A 21,681-nucleotide genomic window follows, 5' to 3' on the forward strand; every position below is an offset into this window, starting at 1 on the left:
CGGCCTGGCAGCGGCTCCCGCCCCGCCTTCATTGATCTCGCCGAGCAGCGCGCCGACCGCGACGGTCTGGCCGTCCATGGCGATGATCTCGCCGAGCGTGCCGGCCGACGGCGCCGGAACCTCGATCGTGACCTTGTCGGTCTCGAGCTCGACCAGGGGCTCGTCCACCGCGACGGCGTCGCCGGCCTTCTTGAACCAGCGGCCGATAGTGGCCTCGGTCACGGATTCGCCGAGCGTTGGAACGCGAATTTCAGTCATGGTCTGTTTCCTCAATCGCTTCTGCTGTCATCGTCCGCGAAGGCGGACGATCCAGTACCCCGTGACGGTCATGATCGGGTCGAACGGCGCCGGGTACTGGATGCCCGTCTGCGCGGGGCATGACAAATGAAAATCTATTCAGTTCAGCGCTTCATCCAGCAGAGCCTTGAGCTGCGCCAGATGCTTCGACATCAGACCGGTGGCGGTTGCCGCCGACGCCGCGCGGCCGGCGTAACGCGGACGCCTGTTCGGCGCGTTGAGCTGGTTCAGCACCCATTCGAGATAGGGCTCGATGAAATGCCACGATCCCATGTTGCGCGGCTCTTCCTGGCACCAGACCAGTTCGGCGCCCTTGAAACGTCCGAGCTCGTGCACCAGCGCCTTCAGCGGCACCGGGTAAAGCTGCTCGACGCGCATCAGATAGATGTCGTCGATGCCGCGCTTCTCGCGCTCCTCGTAAAGATCGTAATAGACCTTGCCCGAGCACAGCACGACGCGGCGGATCTTGTCGTCCGGCACCAGCTTGATCGCCTCGCCCGGCAGCATCTGCGCGTCATCGTAGAGGATGCGGTGGAATGTGGTGCCCTTGCCCAGCTCGTCGAGCCGCGACACCGCGCGCTTGTGACGCAGCAGCGACTTCGGCGTCATCACGATCAGGGGCTTGCGGATTTCGCGATGCAGCTGGCGCCGCAGCGCATGGAAATAATTGGCGGGCGTGGTGGGGTAGACCACCTGCATGTTGTCCTCGGCGCACATTTGCAGAAAACGCTCGAGCCGCGCCGAGGAATGCTCCGGTCCCTGCCCTTCATAGCCGTGCGGCAGCAGGCAAACGAGACCGGACATCCGCAGCCATTTGCGTTCGCCCGAGGAGATGAACTGGTCGAACAGCACCTGGGCGCCGTTGGCGAAATCGCCGAACTGCGCTTCCCACATCGCCAGCGCATTCGGCTCCGCCAGCGAATAGCCGTACTCGAAGCCGAGCACCGCTTCTTCCGACAGCAGCGAGTTGATGACCTCGTAATGGCCCTGGTCACCGCCCAGATGATTGAACGGCGTGTAACGACTCTCGTCCTCCTGATCGATCAGTACCGAATGGCGCTGCGAGAAGGTGCCGCGCTCGCTGTCCTGGCCGGACAGCCGCACGTGATGGCCTTCCTGCAGCAGCGTACAGAATGCCAGCGCTTCGCCGGTGGCCCAGTCGATGCCAACGCCGCCGTCGATCGCTTTCGCCCGGTTATCGAGAAACCGCTGGATGGTGCGGTGAACCCGGAAACCGTCCGGCACCCTGGTGATCTTGCGGCCGATTTCCCTGAGCATCGCGACATCGACGCCGGTAACGCCGCGGCGCGCATCCTCTTCCTGATCGGCCGACTTGAAGCCGGCCCATTTGCCGTCGAGCCAATCGGCCTTGTTCGGCTTGTAGCCTGTGCCGGCCTCGAACTCGGCATCGAGCCGCGCGCGCCAGTCGGCCTTGGCCTTGTCGACCTCGCCTTCGGTCATCACGCCTTCGGCAATCAGCCGCCTGGCATAGATCTCCAGCGTGGTCGAATGCGAGGCGATCTTCTTGTACATCACCGGCTGGGTGAACGCCGGCTCGTCGCCCTCGTTGTGGCCGTGGCGGCGATAGCAGAACATGTCGATGACGACCGGCTTGTGGAATTTCTGCCGGAACTCGATCGCGACCTTGGCCGCGAACACCACCGCCTCGGGGTCGTCGCCGTTGACGTGAAAAATCGGCGCGTCGATCATCTTCGCCACGTCGGAGGGATAGGGCGAGGAGCGCGAATAGCGCGGATAGGTGGTGAAGCCGATCTGGTTGTTGACGATGAAGTGCAGCGAGCCGCCGGTGCGATAGCCCTTCAGGTCGGACAGGCTGAAGCATTCAGCCACCACGCCCTGGCCTGCGAACGCCGCGTCGCCATGCATCAGGAGCGGCAGCACGGAAATGCGCATGTCGGGAGGATCGCCATGCTGGTCCTGCTTGGCGCGCACCTTGCCGAGCACGACGGGATCGACGATTTCGAGATGCGAGGGGTTGGCGGTCAGCGACAGATGGATCCTGTTGTTGTCGAACTCGCGATCCGACGAGGCGCCGAGATGATATTTGACGTCGCCGGAGCCTTCGACCGCGTCGGGATTGGCCGAGCCGCCTTTGAATTCGTGGAACAGCGCCCGGTGCGCCTTGCCCATCACCTGCGTCAGCACGTTGAGGCGGCCGCGATGCGGCATGCCGACGACGACCTCCTTGACGCCGAGATTGCCGCCGCGCTTGATGATCTGCTCAAGCGCCGGGATCAGCGACTCGCCGCCATCGAGGCCGAACCGCTTGGTGCCGGTGAATTTGAGGTCGCAGAATTTCTCGAATCCTTCGGCTTCGACCAGCTTGTTCAGGATAGCGCGCCGGCCCTCGCGGGTGAAACTGATTTCCTTGTCCGGACCCTCGATGCGTTCCTGGATCCAGGCCTTATGCGCGGCGTTGGTGATGTGCATGAACTCGACGCCGAGCGTCTGGCAGTAGGTGCGCTCGCAGATCGCCACGATTTCGCGAAGCGTTCCGTATTCGAGGCCGAGCACATGATCGAGGAATATCTTGCGGTCGAAGTCGCCGTCGACAAAGCCATAGGAGCGCGGGTCGAGTTCCTCGCGGTCGCGCGGTGCCTCGATGCCGAGCGGATCGAGATTGGCGTGGAAATGACCGCGCATCCGATAGGCGCGGATCAGCATCAGGGCGCGCACCGAATCGCGCGTCGCCTGGTGCACATCGGCCGCCGACGGTTCGAGGCCCCTGGCCAGCGCCTTGGCCGCGATCTTGCCGCCAACCGCCTTCTCGACCGTCGCCCAGTTGCCATCGAGCGCATTGGTCAGATCGTCGCGCGGCGTGACCGGCCAGTTGTCGCGGCCCCACGAGGCGCCCTCGGCGTTCTTGCGGACGTCGGCCGGCGTGTCCTTCAGGCTCTTGAAGAATTCCCGCCATTCGGTGTCGACCGAAGCCGGGTCTTGCTCGAAGCGGGCGTAGAGATCATCGATATAGGCGGCGTTGGTGCCCTGCAAAAATGAAGAGAGAGCAAAAGCGGCATTGGCGTCCTGGCGAGACATGAGGCGTCCTGGTGATGTTCGGTTTGCGCATGGCAGATGGCGCAGCGCCGATCCGAAAACCGGATCAGCAGGATAAAGCAGCCTTACCCTATTTGGGGCGAAGTTTCGCGCCGAAAAGAACGAAGGATTGAATTATGCTTTCAATTTTTCGACAAGCGTCTTTCCGAGCCGCGCCGGCGACGGCGAGACCGTGATTCCGGCCGATTCCATCGCCGCGGTCTTGGATCCGGCGTCACCCTTGCCGCCGGAAATGATCGCGCCGGCATGGCCCATGCGGCGGCCGGGAGGGGCGGTGACGCCGGCGATGAAGCCGACCATCGGCTTCTTGCGGCCACGCCTGGCCTCGTCCCTGATGAACTGGGCGGCGTCCTCTTCGGCCGAACCGCCGATCTCGCCAATCATGACGATCGAGGTGGTCTTGGGATCGGCCAGAAACAGCTCCAGCACATCGATGAATTCGGTGCCCTTGACCGGATCGCCGCCGATACCGACCGCGGTGGTCTGGCCAAGGCCTTCCTGGCTGGTCTGGAACACCGCCTCATAGGTCAGCGTGCCCGACCGCGACACAATGCCGACATTGCCTGATTTGAAGATGTTGGCCGGCATGATGCCGATCTTGCATTCGCCGGCCGTCAGCACGCCCGGGCAGTTTGGCCCGATCAGCCGCGACTTCGATCCCGACAGCGAACGCTTCACCTTCACCATGTCGAGCACCGGAATCCCTTCCGTGATGCAGACGATCAGCGGGATCTCCGCATCGATCGCCTCGCAGATCGCATCCGCCGCCCCAGGCGGCGGGACATAGATCACGGACGCATCGGCCCCGGTCTTTTCGCGCGCTTCGGCCACGGTGTCGAACACCGGCAGCCCGAGATGCGTCGAGCCGCCTTTGCCGGGCGAGATGCCGCCGACCATTTTTGTCCCGTAGGCGATCGCGGCCTCCGAGTGAAACGTTCCGTTCTTGCCGGTAAAACCCTGGCAGATCACTTTTGTGTTCTTGTCGATCAGAACGGACATCAAACTTTCCTCTGCTTCAATTCGGCGGAAATTTCTTCGAGAAGATCGACCATACGCTGATTTTTGGCGAGCAATTCCTTGTGCACCGCCATGACATCAGCGTATTGCCTGCGCGACCTTCGCATCACAAGCAAAAACAGGCCGAGAAGAATCAGCAGAGGTAGCCACAAGACTACAAGTTCAATGACTGTCTGCCCCACCTCGTCGCCTCCGTCACTTGCTTCGCCGATACATGCCGGTGAGCACGTCGGCCCATCCTTCCGCGTCGGGCGAGAACTGGATTTTCAGGGCGTAGCTGTTGTCGTCGATCACTTCGTAGACATGGCGGGCATTGCCGCGCAGCGAGCCGCGCACCAGCGTCAGCACCTTGCCGGTCCAGCCGCCCGAGGCAGGGGCCGGCGCGTAGTAGCCGAGCGAATCGTGCCAGAACAATTTGTAATGCCGGTCCTCGCGGTCGTAGGTGAACACGCCATGGGTGGCAAAGCTCTCCTTGCCGTCGCGCATCTGCACGGTGTCCTGGATCAGATAGAAGCCGTTGAGCGCGACGCGCGCGGTGACGCGCGAGGTCGCGGGCCCGCCGGCGTTCCAGCGCGATGGATAGACCACCTCCTCGCCGGTCCATTCGCCCGCGAAGACAGCTAGCCTGCGATGCTCGTCCAGCGGAGTCGGTGCGGCAAGACGGTCCGCCATGAGCCTAGCCTCCCTTGACGGCCTTCACGATTTTCTGTGCGCAATCGTCGAGGTTGTCGCCGGTCAGCACATTGAGGCCGGAATCCTGGAGGATCTTCTTGCCCTGCTCGACGTTGGTGCCTTCGAGCCGCACCACCAGCGGCACCTTGAGGCCGACCTCCTTCACCGCGGCGACCACGCCCTCGGCGATGATGTCGCACTTCATGATGCCGCCGAAAATGTTGATCAGGATGCCCTTCACGTTGGGGTCGGCGGTGATGATCTTGAATGCCGCGGTGACCTTTTCCTTATTGGCGCCGCCGCCGACATCGAGGAAGTTCGCCGGCGCCATGCCATAGAGCTTGATGATGTCCATGGTCGCCATCGCCAGCCCCGCGCCGTTGACCATGCAGCCGATGGTGCCGTCGAGCGTGATGTAATGGAGGTCGTATTTCGACGCCTCGATTTCCTTGGCGTCTTCCTCGGTCTCGTCGCGCAGCGCCACCACTTCGGGATGACGATACAGGGCATTGTCGTCGAACGACACCTTGGCGTCGAGCACGCGCAGATCACCATGCTTGGTGACAACCAGCGGATTGATCTCCAGCATTGCCATGTCCTTGGCAACAAAGGCCGCATAGAGCTGGCTCACCAGTTTTCCCGCCTGCTTGGCGAGATCGCCGGTCAGATTCAACGCCTTCGCCACCTTGCGGCCGTGATGGCCCATGATGCCGGTCGCCGGGTCGACCGAGAAGGTGACGATCTTCTCCGGCGTGTGGTGCGCGACGTCCTCGATATTGACGCCGCCTTCGGTGGAAACCACGAACGACACTTCGGAGGTTTCGCGGTTGACCAGGATCGAGAGGTAAAACTCCTTGTCGATGTCGGAGCCTTCCTCGATGTAAAGCCGGTTGACCTGCTTGCCGCTCGGCCCGGTCTGCACGGTGACCAGGGTGGCGCCAAGCATTTGCTTGACGAAGGTATTGACCTCGGCCGCCGATTTGGCGACGCGGACGCCGCCCTTGTCGCCGGCGGAAGCCTCCTTGAATTTGCCCTTGCCACGGCCGCCGGCATGGATCTGGCTCTTCACCACCCAGACCGGACCGCCGAGCTCGTCCGCGGCAAGGTCGGCGTCTGACGCCTTGAAGATTGCGACCCCGCGCGATACCGGGACGCCGAACTCGCGCAGCAGCGCCTTGGCCTGGTATTCATGGATATTCATCGCTCGCTCCCCAAGCCTTCGTGATCGATTGGCTCGACTTGTCGGCTCATTGCTTACGCGATCAGCGGCCGAGCAGATCGGGCGCGACTTTCTTGCAGGCGTCGACCAGGCCCTGCACCGCGCCGACCGACTTGTCGAACGCTTCGCGATCCTTGCCGGCCAGTTCGATCTCGACGATACGCTCGACGCCCTTCGATCCGATCACGACGGGCACGCCGACATACATGTCCTTCACGCCGTATTCGCCGTTGAGATAGGCCGCGCAGGGCAGCACGCGCTTCTTGTCGCGCAGATAGCTCTCCGCCATCGCGACCGCGGCGGCGGCCGGGGCGTAGAAGGCCGAACCGGTCTTCAGGAGGTTGACGATCTCGGCGCCGCCGTTGCGGGTACGGTCGACGATCTCGTCGATGCGCGCCTGCGAGGTCCAGCCCATCTTGACCAGATCGGGCAGCGGAATGCCGGCGACGGTGGAATAGCGCGTCAGCGGCACCATGGTGTCGCCATGGCCGCCCAGCACGAAGGCGGTGACGTCTTCCACGGAGACGTTGAACTCGTCGGACAGGAAGTAGCGGAAGCGCGCCGAATCGAGCACGCCCGCCATCCCCACCACCTTCTTGTGCGGGATGCCGCAGGCCTTCTGCAGCGCCCACACCATGGCGTCGAGCGGGTTGGTGATGCAGATGACGAAGGCGTCGGGGGCGTATTTCTTGATGCCGGCGCCGACCTGCTCCATCACCTTGAGATTGATGCTGAGCAGATCGTCGCGGCTCATGCCGGGCTTGCGCGGCACGCCGGCGGTGACGATGCAGACCCTGGCATTATCGAGCGCGTCATAGGAATTGGCGCCGACCAGATGGGCGTCGAAGCCGTCGACCGGGGACGACTGCGCGATATCGAGCGCCTTGCCCTGCGGCACGCCCTCGGCGATATCGAACATCACGACGTCGCCGAGTTCCTTCAGGCCGATGAGGTGGGCCAGCGTTCCGCCGATCTGACCGGAGCCAATCAAGGCAATCTTGTCGCGCGCCATGGGAAATCTGTCCTTTTGAGACGAAGAGGAGGGTGGAAAGTAAAGCCGGCTGGCTGGTTATCCCTTTCGCCTGATACGTTCAAGCCGGGGTCTGCTCAATTGTCGGTCTTACCAACCGCCGTCATTCCGGGATGCGCCGCCTGGCGCAGGCCCGGAATGACGAACTTAAGTCTCCACCAATCCCGTGCTCGACCCGCTCGCCGCGGAATCCTTTCTTCCGTGCGGGAGCGCCAGATAGGATTCCGAGCTCATTTCGATCAGGCGCGACGAGGTGCGCCTGAACTCGTTCGCCTCATTGCCCTCGGCCGCCAGATACAGCAACGCCGGATCGGCGGCGGCGGAGGCCATCAGTTTCACGGCGTTGTCATAGAGCGTGTCGATCAGCGCGATGAACCGCCTGGCGGCGTTGCGCGCGGCATGGTCCATCACCGGGATGCGATCGACGAGGATGGTGTGGTAGTCATGCGCGAGCCGCAGATAGTCCGACGCGGCGAGCGGCTTTTCGCAAATCTCCGCGAACGTAAACCGCGCGACGCCGTGTGACGAACAGGGCACGTGCAAGATGCGGCCCTTGATCGCAATATCGCGCGGCCTGCGGGGCGCGTTGCCGGTCATCTTGCCCCAGGCCTCCTCCAGCGCGACATCGGCATCGCGATTCGCCGGCACCAGCCACATTTTCACGCCGGCGAGTTTTTCCAGGCGGAAATCCGTGCGCGCGTCCAGCCGCAGCACGTCCATATGATCGGATATCTGCGCAATGAACGGCAGGAACAGCGCGCGGTTGAGGCCGCCCTTGTAGAGATCCTCCGGCGCCACGTTGGAGGTCGCCACCACCACGGTGCCGAGTTCGAACAATTTGGAGAACAGCCGCCCCAGGATCATCGCATCGGCAATGTCGGTGACGTGGAATTCGTCGAAGCACAACAGCCACGCCTCGTCGAAAATCGCCTGCGCGGTGAGTGCGATCACGTCGCCACCGGCGATCTCGCCGCGCGCGATGTTCTGGCGATAGCCGTAAATCCGCTCATGCACCTCGGCCATGAATTCGTGGAAATGCGCCCGGCGCCTGTGCTCGACTTCGCTGTGCTGGAAGAACAGATCCATCAGCATGGTCTTGCCGCGGCCGACCTCGCCGTGAACATAAAGGCCGCGCGGCGGCGGCTCATCCTTGTCAGCGAACAGCCGGCCGATCAGACTTTGTTTGCGCAGAGGCATGTATTGCGCGAGCCGCGCTGCCAGCGCCGCGAAGGCCTCGGCGGCCTCGGCCTGCGCGGGATCGGCCTCGATCGCGCCGGATGAGACCAGGGCCTGATAATGGGCGCGGAAGGAGTGGGGCGGGGTGGACAGCATGGGCCTCTTTACGGCCCTAGCGGGACGAAAATTGCAAGCCGTGAATTGGTGCGGGCGGTATGCGCTTTCTTCTGCCTCTTCCCGTTTCTTTACGGGGAGACGGCTGGGGTGAGGGGCTACCGCTGCGAATTCGGCCGGGCGTGAAGCCATGCGGAGGCTCCCCTCACCCGGATCATCGCAAAGCGAGGCGAGGTGAAACGTCACGCGCTCAGCGCGTAGGAATCCTCGACCACATAGGGCCCGCCGCCGGTGGAGGCGCGCGCGGAGAACAGTACAAACCGTGACGCGGTGAAGACGCGGCTTGGGAAATAGCCGCGCACCGACAGGTAATCCGCCACGTCCTGGCTCGAGGCATCGTGCAGCCGCGCCAGCGTCACATGGGGCGTGAATTTACGGCCTTCGGGATCGAGCCCGATGCGCTGCATCAGCCGCTCGAGTTCGGCCTGCAGCTCGACCAGCGGCCGGCTCGGCTCGACGGAAGCGACCACCGCGCGCGGCTTGCGCCCGCCGAAACTCGACAGGCCCTGCACCTTGACCTCGAACGGCTTGCGGTTGACCCGGAACAACATCGAGGCGATTTCATTCGCCGAGACGCCGTCGATATCGCCGATGAAGCGCAGGGTGACGTGATAATTTTCGGGATCGATCCAGCGTGCGCCCGGCAGGCCGCCACGCAAATTGGAAAGGGTCTGGCCGATCTCGGCCGGAACCTCCAGTCCGGTGAACAAACGCGGCATCGCAAAAATCCTCGATGCGAAGGCGCAAGTTTGGGCTCGCGCCTGAAACAAAACCCGGCGACGAATCGCCGATGACCCATTTCTACCCGACTAATGTGACTCTGCGAAGCATGCGGCGCCAGCAGGTCGTAAACCTACGGGAAAAACCCCGGGTAAGGTTATCCGCTGCCCATTTTTCAACTGCGTTGCGCGGATAATTTGCCGAGAAATGCCTCCACCGTGGGCAGAATATTCTTCACGACCATGTCCACGCCCGCCGCGGTCGGATGCATGCCGTCCGCCTGGTTCAGCCCGGTGTCGGCGGCCACGCCGTCGAGAAAGAACGGGTAGAGCGGCACGCCGAATGATTTCGAAAGCTCCGGATAAATCGCATTGAAGCGGGCCGCATAGTCGCTGCCATAATTCGGCGGCGCGACCATGCCGCACAGCAGCACGGCGATCTTGCGCGCCTTAAGCCGTGCCAGGATATCCGACAACGCGCCGCGGGTGACACTGGGATCGGTGCCGCGCAAGGCGTCGTTGGCGCCAAGTTCGAGGATCACCGCCTCGGTTCCCTCCGGCACCGACCAGTCGAGCCGCTCGCGGCCGCCGGAAGCGGTATCGCCGGACACCCCCGCATTGACCATGTCTACTTTTATCCCTTTGGTTTCCAAGGCTTTTTGCAGGCGGTTCGGGAACGCCGCGGCCGCCGGCAGGCCGTAGCCGGCGCTTAAGGAATCACCCAGAACCACGATTTTGACCGGTCTTGCGTTTCCCGCAGCGGCTCCCTGGGCCAAAGCTGTTCCTGCCGTCGTCAAGGCCACCATCAACACGAGTAAGTGCACGAACATCCGCAACGAAGCCTCGACCGCGGCCGCGGAAGTGCCATATGACCGAGCCATGGACAGTCTCATCGAACCCTCTTTGCTTGCCGGCCTCGGGCCGGACACCATTACCATCTCCAACGTCAATCTGTCGCTCGGGTCCGGCGCGGCACGCGTTCATATCCTGAAAGATATCAGCCTTCGCGTGGCATCGGGCGAGGCGATCGGTCTGATCGGGCCGTCAGGCTCGGGCAAATCCACACTGCTGATGGTGATGGCGGGGTTGGAGCGGCCTGACAGCGGAGAGGTGGTGGTCAACGGCACGCCGTTCAATGCTCTCGACGAGGACGCGCTGGCGCGTTTTCGCGGCCGGCAGGTCGGCATCGTGTTCCAGTCGTTTCATCTGATCCCGACCATGACGGCGCTGGAGAACGTCGCGGTGCCGCTGGAACTTGCCGGCAATCCCGAAGCGGCGCAGCGCGCGACGCAGGAGCTGGCATCGGTCGGCCTCGGCGACCGCCTGCACCACTATCCGACGCAATTGTCCGGCGGCGAGCAGCAGCGCGTCGCGCTCGCCCGCGCGCTGGCGCCTGACCCCGCGATTCTGGTCGCGGATGAGCCGACCGGCAATCTCGATGAAGCGACCGGCAAGCAGATCGTCGATCTGCTTTTCACCAAGCACGCCGAACGCGGCATGACCCTCGTGCTGGTCACCCACGATACGTCGCTGGCGCAGCGCTGCGATCGGGTAGTGCGGCTGCGCTCCGGCCGGATCGACGGGCTTTCCGCCGCATGACCATTGCGTCCGAAACCGCGGGCGTCGGCGGCCGGGCCCGATCGCTTGCGCTGCGCTACGCGCTTCGCGAACTGCGCGGCGGCCTGCGCGGCTTCTACGTCTTCACCGCCTGTATCGCGCTCGGCGTGCTGGCGATTGCCGGCGTCGGTTCGGTGGCGGCAAGCCTCAGCGAAGGGCTGGCGCGCGAAGGCCGGACGCTGCTCGGCGGCGATGTCGCCTTCTCGCTGATCCAGCGCGAAGCCAGGCCGGAGGAAATCGCCTTCCTGCGGTCACGCGGCGAGGTCAGCGTGGCGACGACCTTGCGCGGCATGACCCGCAGCGCCGACGGCAAGCTGGCGCTGGTCGAACTCAAGGCGGTGGACGGCAACTACCCGATGCTCGGCGAGTTGATGCTGGATCCCAAAATGCCGATGAAGGATTTGCTGGCGGAGCATGACGGCGCGTTCGGGGCGGCCGTCGATTCGACCCTGCTGGCGCGGCTCGATCTGAAGCTCGGCGACCGCGTCACCGTCGGCAGCGCCATTTTTCAGATCCGCAGCGTGGTCGGCGCTGAGCCGGACAAGCTCGCCGGCAATGTCGGCCTCGGCCCGCGCTTTCTCGTCAGTGAGGCCGGCTTGCGCGCGACCGGGCTGTTGCAGCCTGGCAGCCTGGTGCGCTGGATCTATCGGGTGAAACTGCCCGACAACGCCGGCGACGACCGCGCCGCGGCCCAACTGATCAACGGCGCGCGAAGCGCCTTGCCGGAGGCCGGCTGGGAGATCCGCAGCCGCGCCAATGCCTCGCCGCAGCTCGAGCGCACCATCAACCGCTTCACGCAATTCTTGTCGCTGGTCGGCCTTGCTGCACTGCTGGTCGGTGGTGTCGGCGTCGCCAACGCTGTCAAGAGCCATATCGATCGCCGCCGCGACGTGATCGCCTCGTTCAAGGCGCTGGGCGCCACCGGCCGCGACGTCTTCACGATCTATCTGACACAGGTGATGGTGCTGGCCGGGATCGGCTCGGTGATCGGGCTTGCCGCCGGCGCGGCGCTGCCGTTCGTCATTGTCGGGCTGTTCGGCAAACTGCTGCCGCTGCCGGTAGTGCCGGCGCTGCATCCCGACGAGCTCGCGCTGTCGTTCATCTATGGCATTCTGACCGCGCTGGCCTTCGGGCTGTGGCCGCTCGGCCGGGTGCACGACGTGCCGGTGGCGGCCTTGTTTCGCGAAACCGTGGTCAGCGAATGGCACCGGCCGCGCTGGATCTATCTCGCCCTGATCGGCGTGGTGATCGCGCTTCTGATCGCGGTTGCGATCGGGCTGGCCTACGACAGGCGCATTGCCGCCGTGTTCGTCGCATCCTCGATCGCGGTGTTCGTGCTGCTGCGCGGCATCGCCGCGGGATTGATGGCGCTGGCGCGCCGGCTGCCGCGCAGCCGCGTCACCATGCTGCGGCTGGCCATCGCCAACATCCACCGGCCGGGCGCGCTGACGCCGTCGGTGGTGATGTCGCTCGGCCTCGGACTCGCGGTGCTGGTCACCATCACCCAGATCGACGGCAATCTGCGGCGGCAGTTCCTGGCGGCGCTGCCGGATCGCGCGCCGTCATTCTATTTCATCGATATTCCCAGTTCCGAGGCGGATCGCTTCGGCGCATTTCTGCGGCAGACCGCGCCGGATTCGACGGTGGAGGATGTGCCGATGCTGCGCGGGCGCATCGCCGGGGCCCGCGGCGTCAAGGCGGAAGACCTCAAGGCGTCGGTCGATTCCGAATGGGTGCTGCAAAGCGACCGCGGCCTGACCTATACCGGCGAAATCCCCAAAGGCTCGAAGATCGTCGAAGGGGCGTGGTGGGGGCCGGATTACCGCGGGCCGCCGCTGGTCTCGATGGAGAAGAAGATCGCCGATGGGCTCAAGCTCAAAATAGGCGACGAGATCGTCGTCAACGTGCTCGGCCGCGACATTCCGGCCAGGATCGCCAATTTCCGCAATATCGACTGGCAGGGTCTTGGCATCAATTTCGTGCTGGTGTTCTCGCCGGATGCCTTCAAGGGCGCGCCGCACAGCCATATCGCGACCCTGACCGAAACCCGCCCGGATCCCGCCGGCGACGCCCGCATCATCAGGCAGGTAGCCGACGCGTTTCCGATGGTGACGAGCGTGCGGGTCCGCGAAGCCCTGGAGACCATTGGCGGCGTGGTCACCAACCTCGTGCTGGCGATCCGCGGCGCCAGCGCGGTGACGCTGATCTCCGCCATCCTGGTGCTCGGCGGCGCGCTCGCCGCCGGCCACCGCCACCGGGTCTATGATGCGGTGATCCTGAAGACGCTGGGCGCCACCCGCGTTCGGCTGCTCGGCGCCTATGCGCTGGAATATCTCATGATCGGCTTCGCCACGGCGGTATTCGGCGTGATTGCGGGCTCGGTCGCGGCCTGGCTGATCGTGACGAGGCTGATGACGCTGAGCTTCATCTGGCAGGCGGGCAGCGCGGCCGGGGTGGTTGTGGCCGCGCTGGTCGTGACCGTCGGGCTCGGGCTGGCCGGCACGCTGCTCGCCCTGAACCAGAAGCCGGCCATGGTGTTGCGGAATTTGTGACAAATTGTAGCGGCAGGATGAGTTTGGGTTAACGCGGCTTTGGCCAGAAATCTCGGGCTGGAGCGACATTCAGCCGCGCGTGGAAGCTTGCGGCAGATGTGCTAGTTTCCCACATACAAGCCAGGTCGGATGGCCGGTCTGATGACACGAAATTGAAATTAATGTCCGCAGATCGCACTATCTGAGGTAGATTTTATTTAACCGGCGCCGCAAATCCCTTGCGCTCCACCGGACCAACCACGGGAATTCGACCATGTCGGACCTAGACCGTAACTATGCTTCTCCCTTCGGCCGGGCCGCCGGGCGCATTGACGCTGCGACCGTCGACGCCGGTCTGCGCGCCTACATGCTGCGCATCTACAACTACATGAGCATCGGCCTGGCCATCACCGGCCTCGCCGCGCTCGGCGTCTATATGGCGGCGGTGACCACCGATCAGGTCGGCGCGGCCGCCAAATTCGGCAACGCCTTCCTGACCCCGTTCGGCTATACGATGTATGTCAGCCCGCTGAAATGGCTGTTCATCCTGGCGCCGCTCGGAATGGTGTTCGCGATCTCGGCCGGCATCAACCGGCTGCGGCCCGCGACCGCCCAGATGCTGTTCTGGGTGTTCTCGGCGCTGATGGGCATCTCGCTGTCGTCGATCTTCCTGGTGTACACCCACACCTCGATCGTGCGGGTGTTCTTCATCACCGCGGCGACCTTCGGCGCGCTCAGCCTGTACGGCTACACCACCAAGCGCGACATGAGCGGCATGGGGTCGTTCCTGTTCATGGGCCTGGTCGGCGTCATCATCGCGAGCCTGGTCAATCTGTTCCTGGCGAGTTCGATGCTGCAGTTCATCGTCTCGGTGGTCGGCGTGCTGGTGTTCGCGGGCCTGACCGCCTGGGATACCCAGCGGCTGAAGAACGACTACATCTACGGCTATGCCTCACAGGGCGGTGACGTGGCGGAGCGTGCGGCGATCACCGGCGCACTGTCGCTCTACCTGAACTTCATCAACCTGTTCACGCTGTTGCTGCAACTGCTCGGCCAGCGCGACTAGGCGCCGAAGCCCTCAGATGACGAATCGGAGCCCCGGCTGTTCTCGGCCGGGGCTTTTCTTTTGCGGAACACGAAAATAATCTCCGGATATGTCCGCCGCCGAAATCAGGCCTGCCCTCGAGGCCGACCTTCCCCTTGTCACCGAAATCTACGCGCACGCGGTGCGCTTCGGCACCGCGACGTTCGAGCTGATTCCGCCCGACCTCGCCGAGATGACCCGCCGCTACCAGGCGTTGATGGACGGCGGCTTCCCCTATTTCGTCAGCGTGCTCGACGGCGGCGTGGTCGGCTATGCCTATGCCGGCCCGTACCGGCCGCGGCCGGCCTATCGCTTCACGGTGGAGAATTCGGTCTATCTGGCGCCGTCGATCCACCGCCGCGGCATCGGCCTGCAATTGATGCAGCGGCTGATCGCCGCGTGCGAGGCGCGCGGCTACCGGCAGATGATCGCCGTGATCGGCGATTCCGCCAATGCCGGCTCGATCGGCGTCCACATCAGGACCGGTTTTGAGATGATCGGCACCCACCCCAATGTCGGCTTCAAATTCGGCCGCTGGCTCGACACCGTGATGATGCAGCGCGCGCTCGGCGAGGGGGCGAGCAGTTTGCCGCCTGGATAGCGTAGATGGGGTAACGGGCAGAACGCCTGCTAAACCAGCGCCAGCTTGCGATCGATCACCAGTAGCACGCGCTCCAGTTCGTGGCCGCGGCGCAGGATCAGCCCGGTCGCCGAGATCACGCTGTACATGCCTTGTTTGCGCGCCAGCCGCGGATCCTTTTCGATCCGATAGATCGGAACTTCGGAGGCGCGGCGGAACACCGAGAACACCGCGCGGTCCTTGAGAAAGTCGATCGCATAGTCCCGCCACTCGCCATCGGCGACCATGCGGCCGTACAGATTCAAGATACGATTGAGTTCAGGACGATTGAATGTGACTCGATTTTGCAGCGGCGCCGCAGTGGCGGTGCGCGCCACTGCGCGATTCTCGCTTGGATCGGTGTCCTCCGACGTTGAACTCATGGAGCGCCTCCTGTCATCTCAGGCATGATCTCGTCCGAAAAACCGGTCCCCCATTCTTCGGGATCATGCCGAGCATGACATGATTGCGCCAACCGTCGGGCGCTGCAAGGGGGCCGCTTGCAAATACGCCCCCCAAGGCGTGACGGACTTGCCCGCATTCAGGTTCGAAAGGGTCACGGGATCGTTAGCGGAATCATATTGCCGCCCCACTTCTGCCCACCGACCGCCCCGCTGCTTTGCGATAAAGTGATTCTACGTTGGCCCGGTCCTTTCGGTTCCGGATTCCTCAGCCCCCAGCCCCCCGGGGCCGTCGGGATCGGGCCTATTCGTAGGGGAGCTAATCCCGATACTGGGCCAACGAAAGTTGGTCCTTTTTCGTTTTGGGGATCGCCTGCCCCGCGTATCCGTCGCTTCGGCATGCGAGACGGTGTGCCAGCGATGGTGATCTTCGTTGGGGAAGTCCAGCGGAATTAGCGCATGATCCGGCAGGGGCGAGAACCGGCTTTCCGCAAAGATCATTCTCCATCGAACAGAAGCGATCATGATCCGACTAGATCGATTGGAGCACGATCTAGCGAAGCGGCGCGAACGCCGCGCCCAGCATCGGGCCGGGCTTGTCGCGATTGCCGTTCTGGACATAGACCACGGCGGCATCGACGCCCTCGCCGGAAATATCTTCCAGCGGAACAGACCAGCTGCCGGAACTGCCGTTCCAGTCGCCGACCTTCACGAGATTGCGCACGACATTGTAGTAGGTGACTTCGCGGCCGCGATTTTCACCGCGGCCAATCAATATCGGTATCGCCTTCGATACCGAGCAAATCCAGACTTCGCCACGGGCTGAGGTCGGCGCCTTGCTGGCTTCGACCACAACATTGATCCGCTTTCCCGCCAACGTCATCGTGACCGGCACCGACATCACGCCGTCGGCCCGCTGGGTATCGTTGATAGCCCCGTCGATGCCGGCGCGATCGCTGCCGATCACATGGGCCGATCCGTTGACGACGACCTGCGGCGTATAGACGTCGCGGTCGCCGCGCATACGCGAATAGGCCTTCTGGCGCGCGCTGAAGCGGGCATCGGCCAGCGTGTCCTTCCAGCCGAGATAATCCCAGTAGTCGATCGGCATGCTGAGCGCGATGACGGACGGATCCTTGGCGAGCTCACCGATGATCTCGTCGGCGGCCGGACATGACGAGCAGCCTTGCGAGGTGAACAGCTCGACCACCGCGCGCGGGTCGGCATGGGCGGGGCGGATGATGGCGATGATGGCGCACACGCCGAGCGCACCGGACCAACGCGAAATGCAATTATGGGCCATTATCGCTGTCATACTGCGAACCGGTGGTACCGATTTCCATCCGTAATTGTGCGGGGCATGATCTGATCCCAGAAAGTGTGCCCCAGAGGCGCGAAAGCGGCCTTTCATAGGCCGCCTTCATTTTACCCGCCACTCACTAAGCGGTGAGCAATCGATCACAAACCCGCGTCAGGCCGCGAGTTTGCGCAGCACATAATGCAGGATGCCGCCGTTGCGATAATATTCGAGCTCGTCGAGCGTATCGATCCGGCACAGCAGCGAGACGCGCTGCAGCGAACCGTCGCCCGACACGATCTCCGCGGTCAGCTTCTGGCGCGGCTTGAGGTCACCCTGCAAGCCGCGGATCGTGACCTTTTCGTCGCCCTTCAGGCCGATCGACGTCCATGAGACGCCGTCCTCGAAAGTCAGCGGCAGCACGCCCATGCCGACCAGGTTGGAGCGATGGATGCGCTCGAAACTCTGGCAGATCACCGCGCGCACGCCGAGCAGCCGCGTGCCCTTGGCGGCCCAGTCGCGCGACGAGCCGTTGCCGTATTCGGCGCCGGCGAACACCACCAGCGGCACCTGCTCGGCCTGGTACTTCATCGCGGCATCGTAGATCGGCATCTGCTCGCCATCGGGCCAGTGTTTGGTGAGGCCGCCCTCGGGGATATTGCCGTCCGCGCCCTTCAGCATGAAATTCTTGATGCGGATGTTGGCGAAGGTGCCGCGCATCATGATCTCGTGATTGCCGCGCCGCGTGCCGTACTGGTTGAAGTCGGCCGGACGCACCTGATGCTCGCTGAGGAATTTTCCGGCCGGCGAGGTCAGCTTGATCGAGCCGGCCGGCGAGATATGGTCAGTGGTGATCTTGTCGCCGAACATCGCCAGGATCCGCGCATCGACCACGTCGACGATCGGATCGGGCTCTTTCTTCATGCCCTCGAAATAAGGCGGGTTCTGTACATAGGTCGAGCTCATGTTCCAGCGATAGGTTTCGCTCTCCACCGTCTTGATCTTGCGCCAGTTGGTGTCGCCCTTGAACACGTCGGCGTAACGCTTCTTGAAGATCGTCGCGGTGACGTACTTCTTCATCAAGGCGTTGATCTCTTTCGTGGTCGGCCAGATGTCCTTCAGATACACCGGCTTGCCATCCTTGCCGGTGCCGATCGGCTCGACCGCGAGATCCTTGGTCACCGTTCCCGCCAGCGCGTAAGCCACCACCAGCGGCGGCGACGCCAGATAGTTGGCCTGCACGTCCGGGCTGACGCGGCCCTCGAAGTTGCGGTTGCCCGACAGCACGGCGGCGGCGACGATGCCATTGTCGTTGATCGACTTGGATATCTCCTCCGGCAGCGGGCCGGAATTGCCGATGCAGGTGGTGCAGCCGAAGCCGACCAGGTTGAAGCCGACCTTGTCGAGGTCGGTCTGCAGGCCCGAATTGGAGAGATATTCCGCCACCACCTGGCTGCCCGGCGCCAGCGAGGTCTTCACCCAGGGTTTTGCCTTCAGCCCCTTGGCGGCGGCATTGCGCGCCAGCAATCCGGCGCCGATCAGCACGCTTGGATTCGAAGTGTTGGTGCAGGAGGTGATCGCCGCGATCACGACGTCGCCATGGCCGAGATCGAAATTGCGGTTCTCGACCGCATAGCGCTTCGCGGCATCGTCCGCCTTCTTGTATTCGCTGCTCATCGCGGCGGCAAAACCTGAGGCCACCGCGGGCAATGCGACGCGGCCCTCAGGCCGCTTCGGTCCGGCCATCGACGGCACCACGTCGGCGAGATCAAGCGTCAGCGTCGTGGTGAACACCGGATCGGCCGATTTCGCTGATCGGAACAGGCCCTGCGCCCTGGCGTAGGCCGCGACCAGCGCGACGCGGTCAGCCTTGCGGCCGGAGGTCTTGAGATAATCGAGGGTCGCGGCGTCGACCGGGAAGAAGCCGCAGGTCGCGCCATATTCCGGCGCCATATTGCCGATCGTCGCCTTGTCCGCGACCGAGAGATAATCGAGGCCGGGGCCGAAGAACTCGACGAATTTTCCGACCACGCCCTGCTTGCGCAGCATCTGCGTCACCGTCAGCACGAGGTCGGTGGCCGTGACGCCTTCCTCGAGCTGGCCCTTGAGCTTGAAGCCGACCACTTCCGGCAGCAGCATCGACAGCGGCTGGCCGAGCATGCAGGCTTCCGCCTCGATGCCGCCGACGCCCCAGCCGAGAACGGCGAGGCCGTTGACCATGGTGGTGTGCGAATCGGTGCCAACCAGCGAATCCGGATAGGCGACCTCGAAGGTGCCGGTCTTGTTGCCGACCGTCATCTTCTGCTTCTTCGTCCACACCGTCTGCGCGAGGTATTCGAGATTGACCTGGTGGCAGATGCCGGTGCCGGGCGGCACCACCGAGAAATTCGAAAACGCTTTCTGGCCCCATTTCAGGAATTCGTAGCGTTCCTGGTTCTGCTTGTATTCCTCGGCCACGTTCTTGCCGAACGCCTTGTTGTCGCCGAAGAAGTTGACGATCACCGAATGGTCGATCACGAGATCGACCGGCACCAGCGGATTGATCTTTTCGGCGTCGCCGCCGAGCTGTTGCATCGCGTTGCGCATCGCGGCCAGATCGACCACCGCCGGCACGCCGGTGAAATCCTGCATCAGCACCCGCGCCGGGCGGAACGCGATTTCGTGTTCCAGCGCGCGCTTGTTCAGCCATTTCGAGACCGCGACAATGTCCGCCTTCTTGACGGTGCGGTCGTCCTCGTTGCGCAGCAGGTTTTCCAACAGCACCTTCATCGAATAGGGCAGCCTGGAAATTCCCTTCAGACCATTCTTCTCGGCGGCGGGCAGGCTGTAATAGACGTAGGTCCTGCCGCCGACCTTGAGGGTCTTGCGGCATTTGAAGCTGTCGAGCGAGGTCATGTGAGGAAATCCCGGTTGTCAGTCCTACCCGGTAAGGGTATTTAAACACCGTCGGCGAGGCTGGCCAATTGGCTTGCAGCCGCCGATTGTGTGCTGCATCAAGTTCCGGGCTTATAGAATCTTTCCAGATGCCCCGCCACACCGACAGCGTTGCGTGGCGTAGCGTTACCCAGAAATTCCGATGCGATACCGATAGGTTTCAAAGGGCTGTGAAGGGACGAAATGCGGCTCGTGGGACGCGGTATCCGGTGTGTGCGAGGCGGTCGGGAAGTGTTTTCCGCCCTCGATTTCGAGACCGCCGCGGGCGAGGCGCTCGCTGTGATCGGGCCCAACGGATCGGGCAAGACCTCATTGTTGCGGCTGATCGCCGGCCTGCTAGTGCCATCTGGCGGATCGATCGATCTGGACGGCGGCGGGACTGAGCTGACCTTGCCCGAACAGGCGCATTATCTCGGCCATCGCGACGCGCTGAAGCCTGCGTTGAGCGTTGCGGAAAATCTTTCGTTCTGGCGGGATTTTTTGGGTGGAGATGCGGCGGACCCTGCCCGGAGCCTTTCGGCGGTCGGGCTCGACCATGCGGCGCATCTGCCCGCGGCGTATCTTTCGGCCGGCCAGCGGCGGCGGCTATCGATCGCACGGCTGCTTGTGGTCCGGCGCCCGGTCTGGCTCCTGGACGAACCAAGCTCGGCGCTCGATACCGCCGGGCAGGACTTGTTCGCGGGCCTGATGCGCGAACACCTCGCAAGCGGCGGCCTGATCATCGCCGCAACCCATGCGCCGCTCGGGATCGAGACGGGGGAATTGCGGATGGGCGGAGTGTAATGACCGCCCTTGCCGCGCTGATTCGCCGGGACATCAGGATCGCGCTGCGGGTCGGCGGCGGGGCGCTGATCGGGGTGCTGTTCTTTCTCACCGTCACCGTGCTGATGCCGTTTGCGGTCGGGCCGGACCTTAAGCTGCTGACGCGGCTCGGCCCCGCCATCCTGTGGCTCGGCGCGCTGCTCGCGAGCCTGCTCACGCTCGACCGGCTGTTCATGGCCGATCATGAGGACGGCTCGCTCGACCTGATCGTGATGGGGCGGACGCCGCTGGAACTGGCCTGTGCCGCCAAGGCACTGGCGCATTGGCTGGCCGCCGGATTGCCGCTGATCATGGCAACGCCGGCACTGGGCCTGCTCCTGAATCTCGATGGCACCTCCACCCTGGCCGTGGCGCTGACGCTGCTGGCAGGCACGCCGGCGCTGACCTTCACCGGCATGATCGGGGCGGCGCTCGCCGTGACCTTGCATCGCGGCGGATTGTTGCTCGCGGTGCTGGTGCTGCCGCTGTCGATCCCGGTGCTGATCTTCGGCGTGGCGGCGTCGCAGGCCGCCATATCGGGGCCGCTGTCGTTCGGAACGCCGTTTTCCATCCTCTGCGCGCTGTCGCTGGCCAGTTTCGTGATCGGCCCGTTCGCGGCCGCGGCCAGCCTGCGGCACGGGCTCGACTGACGCCAATTTGACGCCGATCAACTCTCGCGGAGGCGAAATGAAACAACGCAAGCCGCATTGCCTGCCCGGCCGCTGACGACTATCAGGGTGCCATGACGCTGATCGACCTCGCCAACCCCACACGATTCCTGTCGCTGACCGCGCGCGTGCTGCCATGGCTGGCGGGGGTGACGGCGATCCTGCTGCTGACCGGGCTGTACCAGTCGGCGGTCGCCCCCGACGACTATCAGCAGGGCGCCATCGTCAAGATCATGTTCATCCACGTACCGAATGCGTGGCTGTCGATGTTGGTCTGGGGCGTGATGAGCCTGGCAGCGCTCGGTACGCTGGTGTGGCGGCACCCGCTGGCGGACGTCGCGGCCAAGGCC

20 protein-coding genes are annotated in these 21,681 nt (G+C 63.8%); 7 read left to right on the forward strand and 13 right to left on the reverse strand.

What is annotated here, in order from left to right; genetic code table 11:
* From WCE35_RS11870 to WCE35_RS11915, 10 genes are all read right to left on the reverse strand, one after another.
* Positions 1-258, reverse strand: a 258-nt coding sequence (locus tag WCE35_RS11870; protein ID WP_424593532.1) for a biotin/lipoyl-containing protein, incomplete at its 3' end; no start/stop codon positions are given.
* A 138-nt stretch (positions 259-396) separates the two neighbouring features.
* Positions 397-3,354, reverse strand: coding sequence for a 2-oxoglutarate dehydrogenase E1 component (locus WCE35_RS11875; protein WP_424593533.1), 2,958 nt, complete (start codon positions 3,352-3,354; stop codon positions 397-399).
* A 132-nt stretch (positions 3,355-3,486) separates the two neighbouring features.
* Positions 3,487-4,371 carry a succinate--CoA ligase subunit alpha gene (sucD, locus tag WCE35_RS11880; protein WP_424593534.1) on the reverse strand — a complete coding sequence of 295 codons (885 nt, stop codon included), beginning with the start codon at positions 4,369-4,371 and terminating at the stop codon, positions 3,487-3,489.
* Positions 4,371-4,571: a hypothetical protein gene (locus tag WCE35_RS11885; protein ID WP_424593535.1), complete on the reverse strand. Its 201-nt coding sequence runs from the start codon at positions 4,569-4,571 to the stop codon at positions 4,371-4,373. The genes sucD and WCE35_RS11885 overlap by 1 nt, the downstream gene beginning before the upstream one ends.
* Before the next feature lie 13 nt (positions 4,572-4,584).
* Positions 4,585-5,061 (reverse strand): DUF1579 family protein, encoded by a 477-nt coding sequence (locus tag WCE35_RS11890; protein WP_424593536.1) that lies wholly within the window; start codon positions 5,059-5,061, stop codon positions 4,585-4,587.
* Between the two features lie 4 nt (positions 5,062-5,065).
* A complete protein-coding gene (sucC, locus tag WCE35_RS11895) occupies positions 5,066-6,262 on the reverse strand; it encodes an ADP-forming succinate--CoA ligase subunit beta (protein WP_424593537.1) in 1,197 nt (398 codons plus the stop codon).
* A 61-nt stretch (positions 6,263-6,323) separates the two neighbouring features.
* On the reverse strand, positions 6,324-7,292 hold the full coding sequence (mdh, locus tag WCE35_RS11900; protein ID WP_424593538.1) for a malate dehydrogenase: 969 nt from the start codon (positions 7,290-7,292) through the stop codon (positions 6,324-6,326).
* A gap of 165 nt (positions 7,293-7,457) precedes the next feature.
* Complete coding sequence (gene zapE / locus WCE35_RS11905; RefSeq protein WP_424593539.1) at positions 7,458-8,642, reverse strand: cell division protein ZapE; 1,185 nt, start codon at positions 8,640-8,642, stop codon at positions 7,458-7,460.
* 200 nt (positions 8,643-8,842) lie between these two features.
* A complete protein-coding gene (gene thpR / locus WCE35_RS11910) occupies positions 8,843-9,379 on the reverse strand; it encodes an RNA 2',3'-cyclic phosphodiesterase (RefSeq protein ID WP_424593540.1) in 537 nt (178 codons plus the stop codon).
* A gap of 176 nt (positions 9,380-9,555) precedes the next feature.
* The gene (locus tag WCE35_RS11915; RefSeq protein ID WP_424593551.1) at positions 9,556-10,203 is read right to left on the reverse strand and encodes an arylesterase; all 648 of its coding nucleotides are present in this window, start codon (positions 10,201-10,203) and stop codon (positions 9,556-9,558) included.
* Between the two features lie 55 nt (positions 10,204-10,258).
* On the opposite strand from WCE35_RS11915, the gene WCE35_RS11920 reads away from it, so the two are divergent.
* From WCE35_RS11920 to WCE35_RS11935, 4 genes are all read left to right on the forward strand, one after another.
* Positions 10,259-10,978, forward strand: coding sequence for an ABC transporter ATP-binding protein (locus WCE35_RS11920; protein ID WP_424593541.1), 720 nt, complete (start codon positions 10,259-10,261; stop codon positions 10,976-10,978).
* Positions 10,975-13,548 (forward strand): ABC transporter permease, encoded by a 2,574-nt coding sequence (locus WCE35_RS11925; RefSeq protein WP_424593542.1) that lies wholly within the window; start codon positions 10,975-10,977, stop codon positions 13,546-13,548. Before WCE35_RS11920 ends, WCE35_RS11925 begins: the two co-directional genes overlap by 4 nt.
* 253 nt (positions 13,549-13,801) lie before the next feature.
* Positions 13,802-14,593, forward strand: coding sequence for a Bax inhibitor-1/YccA family protein (locus WCE35_RS11930; RefSeq protein ID WP_424593543.1), 792 nt, complete (start codon positions 13,802-13,804; stop codon positions 14,591-14,593).
* An 88-nt stretch (positions 14,594-14,681) separates the two neighbouring features.
* The gene (locus tag WCE35_RS11935) at positions 14,682-15,212 is read left to right on the forward strand and encodes an N-acetyltransferase family protein (RefSeq protein ID WP_424593544.1); all 531 of its coding nucleotides are present in this window, start codon (positions 14,682-14,684) and stop codon (positions 15,210-15,212) included.
* A gap of 29 nt (positions 15,213-15,241) precedes the next feature.
* On the opposite strand, the gene WCE35_RS11940 is transcribed toward WCE35_RS11935, so the two are convergent.
* The 3 genes from WCE35_RS11940 to acnA all read right to left on the reverse strand — a co-directional run bounded on the left by WCE35_RS11940 (position 15,242) and on the right by acnA (position 19,823).
* Positions 15,242-15,613, reverse strand: a complete 372-nt coding sequence (locus WCE35_RS11940; RefSeq protein ID WP_424593545.1) for a DUF2794 domain-containing protein — start codon at positions 15,611-15,613, stop codon at positions 15,242-15,244.
* A 571-nt stretch (positions 15,614-16,184) separates the two neighbouring features.
* Positions 16,185-16,946, reverse strand: coding sequence for a DUF1223 domain-containing protein (locus tag WCE35_RS11945; protein ID WP_424593546.1), 762 nt, complete (start codon positions 16,944-16,946; stop codon positions 16,185-16,187).
* A gap of 156 nt (positions 16,947-17,102) precedes the next feature.
* Positions 17,103-19,823 carry an aconitate hydratase AcnA gene (gene acnA, locus WCE35_RS11950; RefSeq protein ID WP_424593547.1) on the reverse strand — a complete coding sequence of 907 codons (2,721 nt, stop codon included), beginning with the start codon at positions 19,821-19,823 and terminating at the stop codon, positions 17,103-17,105.
* A gap of 222 nt (positions 19,824-20,045) precedes the next feature.
* On the opposite strand from acnA, the gene ccmA reads away from it, so the two are divergent.
* The 3 genes from ccmA to ccsA all read left to right on the forward strand — a co-directional run.
* Entirely contained in the window at positions 20,046-20,645 is a 600-nt protein-coding gene (gene ccmA / locus WCE35_RS11955) for a heme ABC exporter ATP-binding protein CcmA (protein ID WP_424593548.1), read from the forward strand.
* Entirely contained in the window at positions 20,645-21,313 is a 669-nt protein-coding gene (gene ccmB, locus WCE35_RS11960) for a heme exporter protein CcmB (RefSeq protein ID WP_424593549.1), read from the forward strand. The genes ccmA and ccmB overlap by 1 nt, the downstream gene beginning before the upstream one ends.
* A 92-nt stretch (positions 21,314-21,405) precedes the next feature.
* Positions 21,406-21,681 (forward strand): cytochrome c biogenesis protein CcsA (gene ccsA, locus WCE35_RS11965; RefSeq protein WP_424593550.1); only part of this gene is annotated, 276 nt, incomplete at its 3' end.

This window comes from Bradyrhizobium sp. (assembly GCF_049691595.1).
In the GTDB taxonomy this organism is placed as follows: Bacteria; Pseudomonadota; Alphaproteobacteria; order Rhizobiales; family Xanthobacteraceae; genus Bradyrhizobium.

Bases quoted from the DNA above. Each gene is read 5' to 3' on its own strand.
- WCE35_RS11875 (WP_424593533.1), bottom strand. From the start codon at position 3,354: ATGTCTCGCCAGGACGCCAATGCCGCTTTTGCTCTCTCTTCATTTTTG.
- sucD (WP_424593534.1), bottom strand. From the start codon at position 4,371: ATGTCCGTTCTGATCGACAAGAACACAAAAGTGATCTGCCAGGGTTTT.
- WCE35_RS11890 (WP_424593536.1), bottom strand. From the start codon at position 5,061: ATGGCGGACCGTCTTGCCGCACCGACTCCGCTGGACGAGCATCGCAGG.
- sucC (WP_424593537.1), bottom strand. From the start codon at position 6,262: ATGAATATCCATGAATACCAGGCCAAGGCGCTGCTGCGCGAGTTCGGC.
- mdh (WP_424593538.1), bottom strand. From the start codon at position 7,292: ATGGCGCGCGACAAGATTGCCTTGATTGGCTCCGGTCAGATCGGCGGA.
- zapE (WP_424593539.1), bottom strand. From the start codon at position 8,642: ATGCTGTCCACCCCGCCCCACTCCTTCCGCGCCCATTATCAGGCCCTG.
- thpR (WP_424593540.1), bottom strand. From the start codon at position 9,379: ATGCCGCGTTTGTTCACCGGACTGGAGGTTCCGGCCGAGATCGGCCAG.
- WCE35_RS11920 (WP_424593541.1), top strand. From the start codon at position 10,259: ATGGACAGTCTCATCGAACCCTCTTTGCTTGCCGGCCTCGGGCCGGAC.
- WCE35_RS11925 (WP_424593542.1), top strand. From the start codon at position 10,975: ATGACCATTGCGTCCGAAACCGCGGGCGTCGGCGGCCGGGCCCGATCG.
- WCE35_RS11930 (WP_424593543.1), top strand. From the start codon at position 13,802: ATGTCGGACCTAGACCGTAACTATGCTTCTCCCTTCGGCCGGGCCGCC.
- WCE35_RS11935 (WP_424593544.1), top strand. From the start codon at position 14,682: ATGTCCGCCGCCGAAATCAGGCCTGCCCTCGAGGCCGACCTTCCCCTT.
- WCE35_RS11940 (WP_424593545.1), bottom strand. From the start codon at position 15,613: ATGAGTTCAACGTCGGAGGACACCGATCCAAGCGAGAATCGCGCAGTG.
- WCE35_RS11945 (WP_424593546.1), bottom strand. From the start codon at position 16,946: ATGACAGCGATAATGGCCCATAATTGCATTTCGCGTTGGTCCGGTGCG.
- acnA (WP_424593547.1), bottom strand. From the start codon at position 19,823: ATGACCTCGCTCGACAGCTTCAAATGCCGCAAGACCCTCAAGGTCGGC.
- ccmA (WP_424593548.1), top strand. From the start codon at position 20,046: ATGCGGCTCGTGGGACGCGGTATCCGGTGTGTGCGAGGCGGTCGGGAA.
- ccmB (WP_424593549.1), top strand. From the start codon at position 20,645: ATGACCGCCCTTGCCGCGCTGATTCGCCGGGACATCAGGATCGCGCTG.